We start from the raw sequence: 19,319 nt of genomic DNA on the forward strand, positions 1-19,319 counted from the left end.
TTGTTAAAGAACAAATCAATTTCCATAGTAGTAGTAATAGTACCCTTCGCTGGCTTTACGTTTTACATTATTGAGAACCACGCCAAGCATTTTTGCACCTACACGATCGAGGTTAGCTTTTGCTTTTACAGCAATATCCCGTTTTACCTTGCCATAGCTGACGACCATAATGACACCATCACTCTTGGAAGCCATAATCTGCGCATCTGTAACCGCCAATAACGGTGGAGTATCAATTAGAATGATATCGTAACGCTGACGCAAGTCCTGCAAGAGCGTGCTCATCCGATTAGAAGCCATCATTTCTGCTGGGTTTGGAGGAATCGGTCCTGAGGTCATAATGGAAAGATTGGAAACACCAGAATCTTGGACAGTATCCTCAAGAACCGCCTGCTGCGACAGTAGTGAAGATAGCCCAAATCGGTTACTAAGCGAAAAAGTCTTATGTGCTGTCGGTTTCCGCAAATCCGCGTCAATCAACAATACCTTCTTATCTGCCTGTGCATAAGCCGCAGCTAAATTAGCAGAAACTGTTGATTTACCTTCTTCCGGTCCGGACGAAGTTACCATGATTACTTGAATAGTCTCATCCACAGAGGAAAAATCAATATTCGTGCGCAGCGCACGAAACGCTTCAGATACAGGGGAGCGAGGGTTCGTAACGGTAATCAGATGACGTTGTTTATTTGGCAGCTGTGACATGTTCGAGTTCGCCCGCCTTTCTGGATGTTTGCGTCTGTGCCTGAGTTGCGCCTTGTTTACTTTCTTCTGAACCCAATCTAGTAATCATAGCTATCGTTGGCAGACCAAGATATTTCTCAATATCTGCTTCAGTCTTCAGCGTATCATCCATGTATTCCAGCAAGAAAGCAATCCCTAAACCAATCATCAAGGAAACGATGAAAGCTATAGCCATATTCATTAAGACATTCGGTTCTACAGGTCCTGGCTCGATAAGTGGATTCACTTTGGCCTCATTCAGAATCGATACGTTCTCCACGTTAAATAGGTTAGGAATCTCGTCCTTGAATACAAGTGAAATGGCATTCACGATTTCAGCGGCTCGCTGATACGAATTATCTCGAACGACAAGTGTCATCACCTGCGTATTATTGACAGAGCTCACATTAACCTTCTTCAACAGCTCTTCTGCAGTAATATTGAACTGCGGATAATCCCTAGTAACAATATCAAGGATCGCTGGAGTCTTAATAATTTCCTTATACGTATTAATCAATTGAATATTAGTATTAATCTGATTCAAATCAAGCTGCGCTGCTGCTGACTGAGTCGGAGTCTGGTTAACAATAATCTTAGTGGATGCTTCATACACCGGATTCTTAATATACAGACTGTACACACCAGCAACACCGCACACCAAAACAACTATGCTAACAATCAGCCATAGTCTCTTCCTGACGATCTGAAAATAATCGCGAAGATCCAATTCTTGTGATGACAAGTGTAATTACCTCCAAGCTATTTCTGAAATATTTCGTTACTATATTCGAACACTTCTCGATTGGCAAAAAAGCGCCTCCTCTCACCTACATGAGAGGAGGCTGTATTCTATACTTTTAAATTTATTTACTTAAAGTTAATGGTACGGTAGATAATTACTGCTGCTTCAGCACGAGTAGCTGTATCGTTCGGGTTGAACTTACCAGCATTTCCGATAACCAAGTTATGATCTGCTGCGAATGCTACGCCATCTCTCAAAGATGCGCTGATCTTAGCAGCATCGGAGAATTGGCTAATTGCTGTTACATTTGTTGTTGCAGCTGGATTCATAGATTTCACTGCGCGGGAAATCATTGTTGCCATCTCTGCACGTGTGATAGTTGCATTAGGATCGAACTTGTCCGCACTGCGGCCAGTAATGATCCCCTTCTCAGCTGCTACGGCTACATATGGTGCATACCAAGCGGTCCCACTTACATCGCTAAAGCTTTGTACAGCTGATTTATTCTCAAGGTCAAGTGCACGAATCAGCATCTTAGCGAACTCTGCACGAGTTACATTGCTCTTCGGTGCGAATTTGTCTTCGCCTACACCTTCAATCGCGCCTTTTGCAGCTACGACTTGAATTTGTCTACCAGCCCATGCTTGTACACTAGCAATATCCGTAAATGTTACTCTGTTCTCAAGTACGGCATAAGAAGAGAATGTATCGCGTGATTCTGCCAAGGACTTACCATTGTACCGCCCGCCATAGAATTCAAGCTTGCCGTTTATAATCTTCGCTAAGGTCAGCAAGTCTGTATCAATGCCATCAGTATTATTAACTGGAATATCAACAAGAATAGGTTTGCTGAATGTACTAGTCGCTACACCACCCACACGGAGTCCGAACTCATATACCTCCGAAGCCAACTTCAGATTGGTAACAGAAGTTACAACTTCTTGATTAGCCGTTGTTACGGTCAATGTAATATCAGCGCTGAATTGACTTACAGGGATCGTTACGGTTGCACCGTTGAAAGCAATAGCGATATTGGTGATCCCTTTAGATTTAGCTGCTTCAACAATAGCTTTGGACAAAGGAACTTCAACTGTAGCAGCCTTCACAGTACCAAGGTCAAGAGTTAACGTAAGGGCTTCTGTTTTACCAGCTGCTTTGGCAGCAGCTACCAAGGTATCGAATGCTTTGATGATGTCGGCATCAACTAGCTTCACAGTAGCCTTATCACCTATAGTCACTACGAGCTTGGAAGCGTCATATTTAGATGCAGCATTAAATGCTTGATCAGGTGTCAAGGTTATTGTGGTGCCGTCCGGACCGGAACCAGAGCTTGGAGTTGGGCTAGGAGTCGGAGTTGGAGTTGGAGTAACACCCAATCCAAAAGCACCGATGTATGCAATAGCCAATACTTGCAATGCAGCTTTATCATTCGTTAGCTTGGCACGTGAATTGTTAAGAACCGTCTTCACATCCGCTGAGCTGATACTCAAATTATTAAGTACAGTACTAATCTTAAGTGCATCTGGACCCGCTGTTTGACTTAGCACTGCATCAATTGCGGAATTAACTAGTTCATCTTGTACAGTGCTGCTAGTAACAAGCTCAAGTAATTGTTCTTTAGTTTTACCACTTACCAAAGCAACCAACTTTTTCTCCAGACCGTTATCACCAAACACAGCTGCATAAATATCATCAACTGTGAGGCTAGATACGCCGCCCTTCTCAGCAATTACTTTAAGTACATCGATGTACTCCTGATTATTAAGAATATCCTTCGCATCTGTATATTCAGGATCATAATATAAACTGCTTACATCCTGGAACAAAGCAAACACGGTATCCTCTTGAGTGGTGCTGAGATCAAGTTTGCCGCGAAGCGGTGTGAAGATCTCTTTCAATTCTGCTGATGTAAGCGCTGATACTTCGTCGCGCAATGCACGAAGTGTCGCCTTATCGGATTCTTTAGTAATTTGTGCATACAATTTCTCTGCGCGTGCTTTCAAATCCGCACTTGAATTACTAGTAGCTGCCGCTGCTACATTGCTCAATCCTAATTGATTAGCCAGTCCTTTGCTGCTGAGCGGAAGACCCGCTACGGATGCTGCTACCATACTTGCTGCTAATGTCGATACTACTAGTTTCTTTTTCAAAGTCACTAAATATCCACCTCTTTATATGTATTTAAATCCATTTTATTACTATAGTCCTAGACTATTTCACCTTATGTCTACATTATTACGTATATCAACGATTCACCCAATAAAACCCATTCTACCACTATTAGGTAGATTAGTCAGCCCTTTCGGGAAAAAATGCCAAATAATTTGTGTCTATTCCTCCTTTTTTGTACGTGATTACCATGATTAACCTCACCATTTGCCACAATTTGCTGAGAGTTCTCGCGCATATAGTCGCGCATCTCAGGACCTAATTCTTTCTCTAAAACCACATAAGCAGCATTTAGTCCAAAAGGACGATGAACACTGTCATGTGCATCAGAGGCCAACACATGTACTGCATTTCTACGACATAACTCCAGGGATAGCTTCTGAAGTTTATTCCCGAAGACGCCTGCAAGACTTTGTGCGGTTACCTGACCTAGTGATCCTAGCTCTATCAATCTTTCTAACTTAGAAGGATCGGCAGCTACCTCAGCATTACGCTCCGGATGAGCGATGACCGGAACGAAACCTTGAATGATCAACTCGTGACAGATTTCTTCCATGTTGCGCGGGACTCGTGAAGAAGGCATTTCTAGCAAAATATACCGCGAGTCTGCAAGACTTAGCAGTTGCCCCCGCTCCAGATCATCCAGTAAATCCCCGTACACTCTAATTTCCTGACCTGGAAGAACAAGCAGTGGATTTCCATGCTGATGAAGTTTCTCATTCATCAATTCCACTGCTTCTCTTATACTGGAGGCATTATTCATATATTGACCGTTGGCGTGATGTGGTGTGGCAATGACGGAAGTAATCCCGTCTCTGTAGGCGTCATGCGCCATGGCGAGAGCGGATTCCCAATCAGCGGCTCCGTCATCCATAAAGGGTAAGATGTGGCAATGGATATCTTTCATATGTTATCTATCGGTCCCTTCTCACAGAAAATTTAGTTTTAACGGCAAAAAAAACAACCATTCCCAAAAGGAACGGTTGCTTGATTGTAAATGAGTTCTGTCTTAAGCTTCAGTAGATTCTTCTTGCTGAGGTTCAATTGCATCTATTTCAGCATCCTCAGAATCTGGAGTTTCATCCTTCGAGGAGAGAACATACCCGTCGATTAAGCCCCAAAGTTCTTCTTTACCAAGGCCAATCTCTGAAGAGAATGGAATGAAATTATCCCCTGGCAGCACGCCAAGCTCCTGCTTCATGATCTTAATATGCTTTTGCCAGCGAGTCTTCGGAATCTTATCCGCTTTTGTCGCTACTACACACATAGGAAGATCATAATGCTTCAACCAATCGAACATCATCTTATCATTACTGGTCGGCGGATGACGTAGATCCACGATGAGCAGAACAAGCTTCAACGTATCGCGCTCAGAGAGATATTTCTCCACCATCTTGCCCCATGTTGCACGTTGCGTCTTCGACACTTTAGCATATCCGTAACCTGGAAAGTCAACAAAATACATGCTGTCTTCATTGATACGGTAATAGTTCATATGCTGGGTCTTACCTGGGGTGGAGCTTGTCCGAGCCAGATTCTTGCGGTTAATCATTCGGTTAATGAGGGAGGACTTCCCTACATTGGAGCGCCCTGCCAGAGCAACCTCTGGCAAAGCATCATCAGGGTATTGATCAGGGCCAACGGCACTGATTATAAATTCGGCAATATTAACTTTCATAGGACTTCCTTTCTAATGCACACTACTCGGTGGCTCACTGCTAATTTCATTATGATGCTCTACTAATGCATGATGCAAGACCTGATCCATAGTAGATACTGGTATGAACTCCACATCATTACGCACGCTCTCTGGAATTTCTTTTAGATCACGTTCATTGTCTTTTGGAAGAAGGATCTTTTTATATCCGGCGCGGTGTGCAGCGAGAGATTTTTCTTTCAGTCCACCGATCGGCAACACTCGTCCACGCAGGGTGATCTCACCGGTCATCGCTACATCCTTCGAAACATAACGCTTCGTGAGTGCGGAGATCAACGCGGTAGCAATCGTAATCCCTGCAGATGGGCCATCCTTCGGAATCGCACCTTCAGGAATGTGGATATGAATATCAATCTTCTCATAAAAATCGGGCTGGAGCCCCAGCTCCTCCGCCTTCGAACGTGTATAACTGAAAGCAGCCTGCGCCGACTCCTTCATTACATCGCCTAGTTGTCCAGTAAGTGTCAGCTTGCCCGTTCCCTGCACAACCGTCACTTCGATCAGCAGCGTATCGCCACCAACCTCAGTCCAGGCCAGCCCAGTTACTGTACCAATCTGGTCTTCGAGCTCTGCCATACCGTAACGGTATTTCGATGCACCTAAGTAATCCTTGATGTCATCCGGCAGAATGACCACACTTTCTTTTTCCTTAGACACAATCTGTTTCGCGGCTTTACGGCATAACGCTGCAATCTGCTGCTCCAAATTACGCACTCCGGATTCACGGGTATATTCACGCACGATACGCAATAAACTGTCATCCTCGATGATCAGTTGATCTTCTGCAAGACCGTGATTCTTCTTCTGCTTCGGCAAAAGATAACGGCTGCCAATCTGCAATTTCTCCAGTTCTGTATAACCCGGAATGAACAGCATTTCCATCCGATCTAATAGCGGACGCGGAATGTTATGAACCACATTTGCGGTAGTCACAAACATAACGTTCGACAAATCAAACGGTAGCTCTACAAAATGATCACTGAACGAGTTGTTTTGTTCTGGGTCCAGCACCTCAAGCAATGCCGAAGATGGGTCACCCCTGAAATCTGCAGCCATCTTATCAATTTCATCTAACAGGATAACCGGATTAATCGTACCTGCCGTCTTCATCCCTTGGATAATTCGGCCTGGCATTGCACCGACATAAGTCCGGCGATGACCACGGATTTCCGCTTCATCACGCACACCGCCAAGCGAAATGCGAACGAACTTACGATTGAGTGAACGGGCAATGGAACGAGCCAGTGAGGTTTTGCCCACACCTGGAGGCCCTACAAGACATAGGATCGGACCTTTTAGCTTCTTCACCAGCTGTTGAACGGCTAAATATTCCAATACCCGCTCCTTTGGTTTTTCCAAACCGTAGTGATCCTCATCGAGTACCTGTTCTGCCTTCTTGATGTCAAGGTCATCCTCTGTCTGTTCATTCCAAGGAAGACCCAGCAGCCAATCCACATAATTGCGAATTACGCCGCCTTCCGCTGAGCTTACTGGCATTTTTTCCAGACGATCGATTTCCTTCTCCATCTTCTCTTTTACACGTTCTGGCAAATTCTTTTCTTCCATTAGAGTCCGCAGCTCTTCCGCTTCTCCCACTCGACCTTCCTTCTCACCGAGTTCTTTCTGGATCGCTTTCATTTGCTCGCGCAAATAATATTCCTTCTGCGTCTTCTCCATCTGCTTCTTCACACGTTGATTGATCTTGCGTTCAAGCTCCAGCACTTCACGCTCATTATTAAGAATATCAAGAAGCTTCTCCAGCCGTTTACTAACATCAATCGTCTCTAGAATTTCTTGCTTATCCTTAATTTTTAGCGATAAATGACTCGTAATGACATCCGCAAGGCGACCGGGCTCCTCTATATCGGATACAGCAGCCAGTGTCTCTGGTGTCACTTTCTTAGATAACGTTATATAGTGTTCGAACTGATTAAGTACTGTACGCATCAGCGCATCACACTCTTGATCGCTATCTTCTTCTTCTGGTAGCTCGCGCGCCATGACCTCATAATACTCATCATTATCGATATAATTAATAATCTCGGCTCGTTCTACACCCTCAACCAGTACACGAATCGTACCGTTTGGCAGCTTCAGCATTTGTCGCACATTCGCAACAGTACCGACCCGAAAAATATCGTCCTGACCAGGCTCTTCAATATTCACTTCCGACTGTGAACAAAGAAGAATCAAATTATCTTCAACCATAGCTTTTTCTAGTGCCCGAACTGACTTCTCACGGCCCACATCCAAGTGAAGAACCATGCTTGGGTACACAAGAAGACCTCTTAGCGGTAATAAAGGAAAACGACGACCTTTTGTTTTATTTGTCATCATCGCTTTCGCACCTCCCATGGCTCTCAATTAATCTCATATGAATTCATTCTAACAAAAGCAGCCCCAAAACACCAACAAAGTACTTGCAATTTAAGAATAAACAACCTTATTATCCTTGAAAAACGGCAACGTTTCTCAAAGAAATGTAAGGATTATGGAAAGTGTGAATCTATATTTTAAAAAAGGAAGCAGCAGACACACCTGCAGCTCCCTTTATTTCACAGCGGTAAGTCTCGATTTAATCATCCAAAACTCAATACAACCTAGCTCACATTTGAAGTTATAATTTAAGCTTAGCCCTTTGCAGATTCCCCAGCGGCATCAGCCTTCAGCAGTGAAGGTGCTGCAGAGAATAGCTCGCCAGCTACTGCAGGAAGCCTTACATCTGCTGTATCGGCACCAAACAGATGACGGAACACTTCTTCCACCGTTTCCATAGGTATGACTCGTAGAGGGGCGAGATCAGCGAATAAGGACTGCCAGTTTTCTTTTGGAATAAGCACCGTAGTAGCTCCCGCTTGAAAAGCAGCCTCCACCTTCGCAATTACACCACCAACAGGCTTCACGCGGCCATGTATGCCTATCTCACCAGTGATCGCTACTGTATTGTCCACGGGTAGACCACGAATGGCGGAGACGATAGCCACCGCCATCGCAACCCCTGCAGAAGGTCCGTCAATCGGTGTACCCCCAGGGAAGTTGACATGCAGATCATAACGGTCCGGCTCCAGATTCATGGTGCGCAGTACAGTCAATACATTCTCAACCGAGCCTTTGGCCATACTCTTTCTCCGAATCGTGCGAGAACCTCCACCGATCTCTTCCTCATCTACTACTCCGGTTACGTTCAGTCTACCTTGACCATTCTGCGCAGGCGCTGCGGATACCTCGATCTCGAGCAAGGTGCCCATTCCTGGCCCATACACTGCAAGCCCATTAACTAATCCAATCTGAGGCGCAGAAGGAATCTTGCGTTCTGTACGAAGGGGAAGCTGGCTACTGCCTGCTACCCATTCTACATCAGCAGCGCTTAGCGTATCTCTTTGCTCAGTTAGCGCTAATCCAGCTGCGAGCTGAATCATATTAACCGCCTCCCGGCCATTTGTTGCATATTGCTGCACTACAGTGACTGCATCCGGGCTTGGCTTCAGTCCGATCTTCTGTATCGCGTCACGCGCGATGACTGCAATCTCATCCGGCAATAGCGGACGGAAATAAATCTCCATGCAGCGCGAGCGCAGCGCGGGAGAGATCTCATCCGGGGAACGCGTAGTAGCGCCAACTAACCGAAAATCAGCGGGTAAGCCATTTTGAAAAATATCATGAATATAAGCCGGAGTATTATTATCCTCCGAATTATAATATGCGCTCTCTAATAGCACCTTCCGGTCCTCCAGCACCTTTAGCAGCTTATTCATCTGAATGGGGTGAAGCTCACCGATCTCATCCAGAAAAAGAATCCCGCCATGCGCCTTCGTTACCGCTCCCGGCTTCGGTTGTGGCACACCCGCCACTCCCATAGCTCCGGCGCCCTGATAAATAGGATCATGCACCGATCCGATTAACGGGTCGGCAATACCACGCTCATCAAAACGAGCGGTTGTGGCATCGATCTCTGTGAATTTGGCGTCACTTTTAAAAGGGGAAAGAACATTTTTTTTCGCCTCTTCCATGACTACACGCGCTGCGGCAGTCTTGCCAACTCCTGGCGGACCATAGATAATTACATGCTGCGGGTTAGCGCTGCATAGTGCGGCCTTCAGGGCGCGCAGCCCGTCTTTTTGCCCGACAATATCTCCAATAGAAGCCGGCCTAGTTTTCTCCGACAATGGTTTGGTCAGTGAAATCATTCGCATTTTTCGAAGTTTATCCAATTCCTTGCGCGACTCTCGTTCTACCGCTGTCTTATTTGTCTTTTGACCCCGCAGCAGATTCCAAAAGTATACGCCGATAACCAGCGCGAAAAAGAGCTGCACGATCATCACAACTATACTTAATTCCATAGGTCACCCTCCTGTTTCGTTCAGTCTACCTTTCCACCTTTGGCTACTATTAGGTAGTATAGCCGTTTCGGTAATTAGTAAACGCACAATTGAGGATTTGTTGAATTGAGTATCTCCATACGCCGAATTCGCTTAGTGCGCAGAGTATCCTTTGGCTTGGAATGGGGATGCCATTGCTAGCTTACCGACAATTGCGGAAATCCTCCCTGATTATTCGTCGCATTTGCTCCCTACGCTGACAATTGCGGAATTTCTCCCTCATTATTCGCTCAGAAGGGCTCAAAATGTGGAAATCGCCCATTAATTAGGGAGTTTTTCCGCAATCTAGCCCATTTCGAGCAATATCAAGCATAGATCAGGGAGAATTTCCCTAATTAGTTGGCGTCCATCGGTATCCAAAATTCGCTCCATTCATCACACTCGCTAAGCACGCAAAGTAACCTTTAGATGGGTAATTACCTTGATTACTCTACAGCCCTCGGTATCCAAACTTTGCTCCATTCATCACACTCACTAAGCACGCAAAGTAACCTTCAGATGGGTAAGTACCTTGATTACTCTACAGCCCTCGGTAACCAAACTTTGCTCCATTCTCCACACTCGCTAAGCACGCAAAGTAACCTTTAGATGGGTAATTACCTTGATTACTCTACAGCCCTCGGTATCCAAAATTCGCTCCATTCATCACACTCACTAAGCACGCAAAGTAACCTTCAGATGGGTAAGTCCTTGATTACTCTACAGCCCTCGGTATCCAAACTTTGCTCCATTCATCACACACTTACTAAGAACGCAAAGTAACCTTCAGATGGGTAAGTACCTTGATTACTCTAAAGCCCTCTGTAACCAAACTTTGCTCCATTCTCCACACTCACTAAGCACGCAAAGTAACCTTCAGATGGGTAAGTACCTTGATTACTCTAAAGCCCTCTGTAACCAAACTTTGCTCCATTCTCCACACTTACTAAGAACGCAAAGTAACCTTCAGATGGGTAATTACCTTGATTACTCTACAGCCCTCGGTATCCAAAATTCGCTCCATTCATCACACTCACTAAGCACGCAAAGTAACCTTTAGATGGGTAATTACCTTGATTACTCTACAGCCCTCGGTATCCAAAATTCGCTCCATTCATCACACTCACTAAGCAAGCAAAGTAACCTTCAGATGGGTAAGTACCTTGATTACTCTACAGCCCTCGGTAACCAAACTTTGCTCCATTCTCCACACTCGCTAAGCACGCAAAGTAACCTTCAGATGGGTAAGTCCTTGATTACTCTAAAGCCCTCGGTATCCAAACTTTGCTCCATTCATCACACACTTACTAAGAACGCAAAGTAACCTTCAGATGGGTAAGTACCTTGATTACTCTACAGCCCTCGGTATCCAAACTTTGCTCCGTTCATCACACTCGCTAAGCACGCAAAGTAACCTTCAGAATAGTATGCCCATTGCCGATAATTGCGGAAATCCTCCCTGATTATTCGTTATATATGCCCTCTACGCTGATAATTGCGGAATTTCTCCCTGATTATTCGCTCAGAAGGGCTCAAAACGTGGAAATCGCCCATTAATTAGGGAGTTTTTCCGCAATCTAGCCCATTTCGAGCAATATCAAGCATAGATCAGGGAGAATTTCCCTAATTACTTATCACTACTTCACACTTTGCTACATTCTGCTCAATCCCAATAATAAAGAACATCACGTGCCAGTTTATACTCAACATTTTTAACACCAACTCCCCTTCTTACTGGAGCCAGCCAGCCTTTTTCGCATAAATTAACTAACATCGTTCGTACAGTCTTGGGATCTAACCCAAAGTAATCTGACACATCTTTTGGACGCACTGTCCCAGCTTTGCGGACAACTAAACGGATAATTTCCTTCTCAGCGAGTAGAAGTCTACCGCCCGGTGCACTAACAACCTGATGTCGACTTAGCGCCATAGTCAGCAATGTGATGCATAAATCAGGCCGCTCGTTCACATCATCATAGGCAAATGAAATTACTTGGTACCCCATCCCGTACAGGAAAGTTTCACGATTCAGCTCATTGCTATACTTTTGTCGGTCCATGTCTCGTACATGTGCTGCATAACCCTTGATCTCGAACAACAGCTTCACTGGTCCTGGCAAATACGCAAAGTCAGCAAAGTATGATCGTCCGCGCCAATCCAGCACATCATACTCCGGATGCAGATCCTTGAAGTCCCCACGAAGTGGCCACCATACATTCTGCAAAAACATTTCTTCGGCATGACGATGTCCTCTCTCCAACCTTCCCCGTCTTTCACCTGTCCTGCTTGTTAGATGTTGCGCAATAAATGCTTCATGGGCTTGTTCATAATTCATTCGATGTTCCCCCTATATAATTAATTTCACGCAAAAAAAGAACGCCCCGTTCCCACCACCGGATAAACCGGGGTGTAACAGGGCGTTCTTCGCCACCTATTATTAACGAATCATAAATTCGTAAAAGACCAGATTACTTCGATTGCACAGGAGGTGCAAGATTAGCGTGTGCACGGCCTGGAATTTCACCAGTTGCCTCATACGCCACAACAATCGCATCAATTTCCTTCTTCAGCTCGTTCACTAGTTCCGCTTCAGGGACTTTACGAATCATTTGTCCGTAACGGAACAACAAACCTTCCCCACGGGCACCAGCAATACCGATATCTGCTTCACGTGCCTCACCAGGACCATTAACGGCGCAGCCAAGCACGGAAACTTTAATAGGCACCTTAAGCTTCGAAATGTATTCTTCCACCTCATTAGCGATGGAGAAAAGATCGATATCCAGTCGGCCGCAAGTTGGACAAGAGATCAGCGTTGCCGCGTTAGAGATCAGACCAAAGGTCTTCAGCAGCTCACGCGCTACCTTCACTTCTTCCACTGGGTCAGCGCTAAGCGAGATACGCAGGGTGCTGCCGATGCCCATAGAGAGCAGTGCACCAATACCCGCGGAGCTTTTTACTGTACCGGCAAACAAGGTGCCGGATTCAGTAATCCCGAGGTGCAGCGGATAAGGAATGACTTCCGCAGCCTGACGGTAAGCTTCGATGGCCATAGGCACATCGGATGCTTTTAGCGAAACGATAATGTCGTGGAAGTCCAGCTCTTCCAGAATGCCAATATGGTATAACGCACTTTCTACCATAGCTTCTGGAGTCGGGTATCCGTATTTCTCCAAGAGATGATTCTCCAAAGAACCGGCGTTTACACCAATCCGAATCGGAATTCCTTTTTCTTTACAAGCTTTAACTACCGCTTCTACCTTCTCCCGACGACCGATATTGCCCGGATTAATCCGTACTTTATCGATGCCGTTCTCAATAGCCATCAGCGCGAGCTTATAGTTAAAATGAATATCCGCTACGAGTGGGATATGAATCTGCTTCTTGATCTCCTTAATCGCGGCGGCTGCCTCTTCATTGTTGACAGTAACGCGTACCAGTTGGCAGCCTGCTTCCTCAAGCCGTAAAATTTCGGCTACAGTAGCCTCCACATCAGCTGTTTTGGTTGTACACATGCTTTGAATCGCAACCTCGTTGTTTCCCCCAATAATGAGCCCGCCAACATTGACAGGACGGGTTTGGTGTCTCAAGAACATGATTTTTCTCCCCCATAACGCCAAAGCTCCACCCCTTCGCAACCGCTAGTGAAGCGGGATAAGCGGAAGAAAGGTGGAGACAGTGACATGTATTGTTAAGGTAAGCGACTTACGCGCTTTCCTCTTTCTTCTTATCTTTCTTAAGGTTCAATTCAGGCAAAGCCTTCTCTTGAACGACCTGCTCCGTGATCACACAATCCTTGATATCATCGCGTGAAGGAACTTCATACATCACATCAAGCATGATGCTCTCAATAATCGCGCGCAGTCCACGGGCTCCCGTATTGCGTTTGATCGCTTCCTTGGCAATTGCTTCGAGTGCCAACGGTTCGAACTTCAGCGCTACGTTATCCATTTCCAGCAGCTTGATGTATTGTTTCGTGAGTGCATTCTTAGGCTCGGAAAGGATACGCACCAGCGTATTCTCATCAAGCGGCTCCAAAGTCGAGATAACCGGTAGACGGCCTACAAATTCAGGAATTAATCCGAATTTGAGCAAGTCTTCAGGCAATACCATCGACAAATATTCGCCAGGTTTGAGATCCTTTTGTCCTTCAACCGCTGCGTTGAAGCCAATGACTTTTTTACCGATACGGCGTTTAATCATTTGCTCCAGACCGTCAAAGGCACCGCCAACGATGAACAAAATGTTCGTCGTGTCGATTTGAATAAACTCTTGATGTGGATGCTTACGTCCACCTTGTGGAGGTACAGAAGCAACTGTTCCTTCCAGAATCTTCAGAAGCGCTTGCTGAACACCTTCACCGGATACGTCACGAGTAATGGACGGGTTCTCGGATTTACGTGCCACTTTATCAATCTCATCAATATAGATAATGCCGCGTTCGGCTTTCTCCACATCATAATCTGCTGCTTGAATCAGCTTAAGCAGAATGTTCTCAACATCCTCGCCGACATACCCAGCTTCCGTTAGGGAAGTAGCGTCTGCAATAGCAAAAGGAACGTTGATAATCTTCGCCATCGTCTGTGCAAGCAAGGTTTTACCCGAACCTGTTGGACCAAGCAAGAGAATATTACTCTTTGTCAATTCAACATCTTCGATCTTGCTTTGGCTGTTCACACGTTTATAGTGATTGTAAACCGCAACAGACAGCGATTTCTTCGCTTGTTCTTGACCGATTACATATTGATCCAAAATGTCGCGGATTTCCTTTGGTTTTGGGATATCCTTCAGATCAAGCTCTTCCTCATGACCGAGCTCTTCTTCCACGATTTCCGTGCAAAGCTCGATACATTCGTCACATATATAAACGCCCGGTCCTGCTACAAGCTTACGAACCTGCTCTTGTGATTTGCCGCAAAAAGAACATTTCAATTGCCCTTTTTCATCATTAAATTTAAACATCTAACCACCCCTTTAAGATTTCATCGGTGAAGAAAGAACCTGGTCAATAAGCCCATATTCCTTGGCTTCTTCCGCGCTCATGAAGTTATCGCGGTCTGTGTCCCGTTCGATTTTTTCAAGGGGCTGACCTGTGCGATCTACATAAATTTGATTCAACTTCTGTTTCGTCTTGAGGATCCAATCGGTATGAATCCAAATGTCGGACGCTTGACCTTGAACACCACCGAGCGGTTGATGAATCATAACTTCGCTGTTAGTCAGCGCATATCTTTTGCCCGGAGCCCCAGCTGTTAGAAGGAGCGATCCCATGCTTGCCGCCATTCCTACACAAATGGTTGAAACATCCGGTTTGATATATTGCATCGTATCGTATATACCCATGCCGGCTGTTACTGAACCACCGGGTGAGTTGAGGTACAAGTGAATGTCCTTCTCGGGATCATCTGCTGCAAGGAACAGCAGTTGAGCAATAACCAGATTGGCGACATCATCGTCAATCGCACTGCTTAAGAAAATAATGCGATCCTTGAGCAATCTGGAATAGATATCGTATGAACGTTCCCCACGACTTGTTGATTCCACAACCATTGGTACCAGACTCATGCCACCAACCTCTTTTCTCTTTACAGATTAGTCTTATCGTTTCAAAAATATTTTAACACGTTCACGGCTCGATGTCATTTTTTCACTACAGCAGACCTGTCCACTGCTTGTCAATAATGATTGTCACGCCATTTTTTTATTACCATACGCTCATACGAATACCTATGTACTCACATATATCTGTGGCCGAGGATAAAAATAAGGCACGTAACGAAACTTACGTGCCTTATCATATCTGTATGGAGGCCGACTTACTTGGCCGTTCTAGGTAGTGTCAAAAAGATCTTACTCAGCTTTAGTGTCTTCAGCAGCTGGTGCTTCTTCTACTGCTTCAACTTCTACACTGTTGCTAACAAGGAAATCAATGGTTTTGCGCAAAGAAAGTTCTTCGCTCAAGCTGCCCAGGGAACCGTTAGCTGCCAAGATGCTGCGAATTTCTTCAGGAGTACGTTTGTAAGCTTCAGCCATAGTAGCCAACTCTTCGTTAACTTCTTCTTCAGAAACTTCAATGTTCTCTTCTTTAGCGATAACTTCCAGTACCAGGTTGTTGCGAACGCGTTTTTCAGCATCGCCTTTCATTTGGTTCTGCAAGTCTTCACGTGTTTGACCGGAGAAGCTAAGGAACATATCCATGTTCATACCTTGTTGACGAAGACGAGTGTCGAAATCACGAACCATGTTCTCAACTTCACTGTTGATCATTGCTTCTGGGATCTCAACTTCAGCGTTTGCTGCTGCTTTATCAACAACTGCGTTCTCACGAAGACCTTTCAGTTCATCCTGTTTACGGGATTCGAGCTGAGCTTTCAGATCCGCTTTGTACTCTTCCAAAGTTTCGAATTCACTTACATCTTTAGCGAACTCATCATCGAGTGCAGGAAGTTGTTTGCGTTTGATTTCGTGCAGTTTCACTTTGAATACTGCTTTCTTACCCGCAAGGTTCTCTGCATGATATTCTTCTGGGAAAGTAACTTCGATATCTTTGAAATCTCCAGTGGACATTCCCACTACTTGCTCTTCAAATCCAGGAATGAAGGAGTTGCTACCAAGCTCAAGAGAATGACGCTCAGCTTTTCCGCCTTCGAACGCTACGTCATCAACGTATCCGTCAAAATCGATCACAGCGATGTCGCCGTTAGCTGCTGCTTCTTCTTCAATTACAACGAGTTCAGCATGACGCTCTTGCAGACGAGCAAGCTCAGCGCTCAACTCTTCTTCAGTCACTTCAGCTTTTTGTACTGGAACTTCCAGACCTTTGTAATCGCCAAGCTTCACTTCAGGTTTAACCGTGATCTTCGCTTTGAAGATAAAGGATTGACCTTTAGCAAATTGCTCAATATCAACTTCAGGACGGTCTACAGGGAAGATGTCAGTTTGTTCAACTGCTTCACCGTAAGCTTCAGGAAGAAGAATGTCGATTGCATCTTGGTACAAGCTTTCTACACCAAAACGGGATTCAAAGATCGGGCGTGGCACTTTACCTTTACGGAAGCCTGGTACGTTAGCTTTCTTAACGACTTTGTTAAAAGCTTTATCGAGTGCTGCTGCAACGCGTTCTGCGTCAACTTCTACTTCAAGAACTCCAAGGTTCTTCTCTATTTTTTCCCATGTTGCTTTCATATTATACTTTTCCCTCCAAAATATAGGTTCACAAGTTTACTTCAAAAAATGATACAATCCACGCACAGAATAACCATTATATTATATACAACATTACTTTATTTATCAAGTAGAGAAGTCTTTACAAAACCCTTGATCGCACGATAAGCTCCCTCAAATTGAAAGCGCATGCCGTCTGTAATGCCGTACATTCCACGAGTCTCCTCTTCTTGCCGTGTACCGTTTAAGCTCTCAGATACAAACTGGTGTAACGCCCCTGCCCAAATATCCAGCAGCGCATCTTCTCCATCCAGTAATTTCCGATACTCTTCCGATCCATAAATCGACATGACGAACTGACCCCAGAGCTCCTGTGCAAAATAATACAGCGTAGGCTCGTGTACCTCCGCCTGTTCGGCTACCCGCTCCAGCACCTGACTCACCTGCGGTGGAAAATCCTCGGTCTGCAGCGGCACACTTTCAATCTCTACAATTGCTGTTTCGTGACCACGAATCAGATTGACCGTACCCTGCATCCCACGCCGCCGAAGGGTCTGCAGGGTCCGAAATTGCAGCAGTGGGTGAACATTATCCCCCTGCAGCCAAGCCGTCAGCGCCTCATCGACTCCGCCGCCTTCCAGATAAGAAAGCTGCTCTAGTGCTAGGATTGTCGCCTCTGACAGCGGCTCATTCATTACCCGCTGCAGCAGCTTTTGAGGGTACCCCGCATCCTCTGTCATCTTTGATTTGGCCAAAAGACGGGCCATATCTTCTTCTCTTAAATCTTCGTCTTCGGGGTGAACAGCTCCTCCTGCATCTCCATTCCGGGACGCATAGGGGAACGCCGTTTCCAGCCATTCCAGCAGAGACCGCCATTCCTCGTAATTCCGCTCTTCCTGTCCTTGACACTGCAGCAAAAAACGAAGCAGTTCCATCGCTTCCCCGTACCGTTCACTCTCCAGCATCACCGTAAGCTGGATTTGATAATAGTCCAGTGTCTTGGGAAACAGGACGATATTTTCTTTTGTGGCGGGGGAATCTGAATCTTTAATGAGGGCACCTCCTTAGAGCTAATTATGTGAATTGAATTCTAAACCGTCATAAATGTTATTAAGACCTTAAGCTTCAACCGAAACTTAATAATTGTAGATTATAGCATACCCCGTACTCTTTTTAAAAAACAGCTTGAAAAACTTTAACGCATATGATAAGATAAATCCTGCTTGCTTTTCAGCCATCATTCATGTCCCGGTAGCTCAGCTGGATAGAGCATGCGCCTTCTAAGCGCACGGTCAGGGGTTCGAATCCCTTCCGGGACGTCAGTGAAACAGCCTTCCTTCGGGAAGGCTGTTTCTGCATTCAGGGGATGTGAAGCACCGGGTTCTTCGGAGTGAGCATCGAAAACGTACGCTTCGCGTCAGCCCGTTAGGGCTGCATCCCGCACGCGACATCAGCATAACAGCCTTCCTTCGGGGAGGCTGTTATTGCGTTCTGCGGTAAAAATACTCGACGTACATGCTTAAAAAATACTCGGCTCTTCAGACGTAAAATGTAATGTTAAACATCGGACAGGTTGTTAAATAATATGTGGCTGGGATGATAGCGATTGTTGTTATTAGAGGCTTATCAGAAACATTCTAAGATGCTGTGAAGACTGGGTACGCTAGATTAACTAGATTGCTTAAAGTAACTTGGAACTGAGGGCGAGTATGGTTAGCGTTCTTCAAAGTATCTTAAGGTGCTGTGACAGCTAGGTACGCTCGATTAACTAGATTGGTTAAAGTAACTTGGAACTGGGGCGAGTACGGTTGGCGTTCCTCGGAGTATCCTAAGGTGCTGTGACGACAGGTACGCTCGATTAACTAGATTGGTTAAAGTAACTTGGAACTGGGGCGAGTATGGTTGGCGTTACTCAGAGTATCCTAAGGTGCTGTGACGGCTAGGTACGCTCGATGAACTAGATTGGTTTAAAGAACTTGAAACAGGAGCGAGCATGGTTGGCGATCCTCAGAGTATCCTAGAGTGCTGTCACGGCTAGGTACGCTCGATTAACTAGATTGGTTGAGGGAACTTGGAACTGGGGCGATTATGGTTGGCGTTCCTCAGAGCATCCTAGGGTGCTGTGACAGCTAGGTACACTCGATTAATTAGATTGGTTTAAAGAACTTGGAACAGGAGCGAGTATGGTTGGTGTTCTTCAGAGTATCCTAAGGTGCTGTGACAGCTAGGTACGCTCGATTAACTAGATTGGTTGAGGGAACTAGAGGCTCGACGGTGGCGGGTTATGAGCTACTTTGTTTCGGATTCGTGGCAGCTTAAACTGGATGAGGACCTTTCAGTTATTGGAGCTTACTTAGGGTGAAGTTCCCGCAAACAGATCGGATGGGTTATATCCTGCCGATATTATAAAATTAGGGAATTTCTCCCTGAAATTCGCCTGTAATCGCAA

The 19,319-nt window shown here is 45.4% G+C and carries 13 protein-coding genes and 1 tRNA gene; 1 reads left to right on the forward strand and 13 read right to left on the reverse strand.

Features of this window, described 5'->3' with window-relative positions:
• Positions 1-15 precede the first annotated feature (15 nt).
• From NST74_RS23575 to NST74_RS23635, 13 genes are all read right to left on the reverse strand, one after another.
• Complete coding sequence (locus tag NST74_RS23575; RefSeq protein ID WP_341114707.1) at positions 16-702, reverse strand: CpsD/CapB family tyrosine-protein kinase; 687 nt, start codon at positions 700-702, stop codon at positions 16-18.
• Entirely contained in the window at positions 683-1,462 is a 780-nt protein-coding gene (locus NST74_RS23580) for a YveK family protein (RefSeq protein WP_339266788.1), read from the reverse strand. Before NST74_RS23580 ends, NST74_RS23575 begins: the two co-directional genes overlap by 20 nt.
• A gap of 125 nt (positions 1,463-1,587) precedes the next feature.
• Entirely contained in the window at positions 1,588-3,618 is a 2,031-nt protein-coding gene (locus NST74_RS23585; RefSeq protein WP_341114709.1) for an S-layer homology domain-containing protein, read from the reverse strand.
• A gap of 137 nt (positions 3,619-3,755) precedes the next feature.
• A complete protein-coding gene (locus tag NST74_RS23590; RefSeq protein WP_042130637.1) occupies positions 3,756-4,538 on the reverse strand; it encodes a tyrosine-protein phosphatase in 783 nt (260 codons plus the stop codon).
• Positions 4,539-4,640: 102 nt separating this feature from the next.
• Positions 4,641-5,309, reverse strand: coding sequence for a ribosome biogenesis GTP-binding protein YihA/YsxC (yihA, locus tag NST74_RS23595; RefSeq protein WP_042130640.1), 669 nt, complete (start codon positions 5,307-5,309; stop codon positions 4,641-4,643).
• A 12-nt stretch (positions 5,310-5,321) separates the two neighbouring features.
• A complete protein-coding gene (lon, locus tag NST74_RS23600) occupies positions 5,322-7,685 on the reverse strand; it encodes an endopeptidase La (protein ID WP_042130641.1) in 2,364 nt (787 codons plus the stop codon).
• A gap of 293 nt (positions 7,686-7,978) precedes the next feature.
• On the reverse strand, positions 7,979-9,688 hold the full coding sequence (lonB, locus tag NST74_RS23605) for an ATP-dependent protease LonB (RefSeq protein WP_076120457.1): 1,710 nt from the start codon (positions 9,686-9,688) through the stop codon (positions 7,979-7,981).
• A gap of 1,681 nt (positions 9,689-11,369) precedes the next feature.
• The gene (locus NST74_RS23610) at positions 11,370-12,041 is read right to left on the reverse strand and encodes a type IV toxin-antitoxin system AbiEi family antitoxin domain-containing protein (protein WP_341114710.1); all 672 of its coding nucleotides are present in this window, start codon (positions 12,039-12,041) and stop codon (positions 11,370-11,372) included.
• 133 nt (positions 12,042-12,174) lie between these two features.
• On the reverse strand, positions 12,175-13,302 hold the full coding sequence (gene ispG, locus NST74_RS23615; RefSeq protein WP_036685055.1) for a flavodoxin-dependent (E)-4-hydroxy-3-methylbut-2-enyl-diphosphate synthase: 1,128 nt from the start codon (positions 13,300-13,302) through the stop codon (positions 12,175-12,177).
• Between the two features lie 109 nt (positions 13,303-13,411).
• On the reverse strand, positions 13,412-14,668 hold the full coding sequence (gene clpX / locus NST74_RS23620; RefSeq protein ID WP_042130648.1) for an ATP-dependent protease ATP-binding subunit ClpX: 1,257 nt from the start codon (positions 14,666-14,668) through the stop codon (positions 13,412-13,414).
• A gap of 12 nt (positions 14,669-14,680) precedes the next feature.
• Positions 14,681-15,271, reverse strand: coding sequence for an ATP-dependent Clp endopeptidase proteolytic subunit ClpP (clpP, locus tag NST74_RS23625; protein WP_036685049.1), 591 nt, complete (start codon positions 15,269-15,271; stop codon positions 14,681-14,683).
• A 285-nt stretch (positions 15,272-15,556) separates the two neighbouring features.
• Positions 15,557-16,891: a trigger factor gene (gene tig, locus NST74_RS23630; protein ID WP_341114711.1), complete on the reverse strand. Its 1,335-nt coding sequence runs from the start codon at positions 16,889-16,891 to the stop codon at positions 15,557-15,559.
• A 98-nt stretch (positions 16,892-16,989) separates the two neighbouring features.
• The gene (locus NST74_RS23635; RefSeq protein ID WP_341114712.1) at positions 16,990-17,835 is read right to left on the reverse strand and encodes a hypothetical protein; all 846 of its coding nucleotides are present in this window, start codon (positions 17,833-17,835) and stop codon (positions 16,990-16,992) included.
• A 280-nt stretch (positions 17,836-18,115) separates the two neighbouring features.
• Between NST74_RS23635 and NST74_RS23640 the strand changes: the two genes are divergently transcribed.
• Positions 18,116-18,189, forward strand: a tRNA-Arg gene (locus NST74_RS23640).
• Positions 18,190-19,319: the final 1,130 nt, after the last annotated feature.

Source organism: Paenibacillus sp. FSL F4-0125 (genome assembly GCF_038008565.1).
Lineage (GTDB): Bacteria > Bacillota > Bacilli > Paenibacillales > Paenibacillaceae > Paenibacillus_AQ.

What these genes read in the sequence shown, in the direction of transcription:
- NST74_RS23575 (WP_341114707.1), bottom strand. Translation starts at nt 702, where the DNA reads ATGTCACAGCTGCCAAATAAACAACGTCATCTGATTACCGTTACGAAC.
- NST74_RS23590 (WP_042130637.1), bottom strand. Translation starts at nt 4,538, where the DNA reads ATGAAAGATATCCATTGCCACATCTTACCCTTTATGGATGACGGAGCC.
- yihA (WP_042130640.1), bottom strand. Translation starts at nt 5,309, where the DNA reads ATGAAAGTTAATATTGCCGAATTTATAATCAGTGCCGTTGGCCCTGAT.
- lon (WP_042130641.1), bottom strand. Translation starts at nt 7,685, where the DNA reads ATGATGACAAATAAAACAAAAGGTCGTCGTTTTCCTTTATTACCGCTA.
- lonB (WP_076120457.1), bottom strand. Translation starts at nt 9,688, where the DNA reads ATGGAATTAAGTATAGTTGTGATGATCGTGCAGCTCTTTTTCGCGCTG.
- NST74_RS23610 (WP_341114710.1), bottom strand. Translation starts at nt 12,041, where the DNA reads ATGAATTATGAACAAGCCCATGAAGCATTTATTGCGCAACATCTAACA.
- ispG (WP_036685055.1), bottom strand. Translation starts at nt 13,302, where the DNA reads ATGTTCTTGAGACACCAAACCCGTCCTGTCAATGTTGGCGGGCTCATT.
- clpX (WP_042130648.1), bottom strand. Translation starts at nt 14,668, where the DNA reads ATGTTTAAATTTAATGATGAAAAAGGGCAATTGAAATGTTCTTTTTGC.
- clpP (WP_036685049.1), bottom strand. Translation starts at nt 15,271, where the DNA reads ATGAGTCTGGTACCAATGGTTGTGGAATCAACAAGTCGTGGGGAACGT.
- tig (WP_341114711.1), bottom strand. Translation starts at nt 16,891, where the DNA reads ATGAAAGCAACATGGGAAAAAATAGAGAAGAACCTTGGAGTTCTTGAA.
- NST74_RS23635 (WP_341114712.1), bottom strand. Translation starts at nt 17,835, where the DNA reads ATGCTGGAGAGTGAACGGTACGGGGAAGCGATGGAACTGCTTCGTTTT.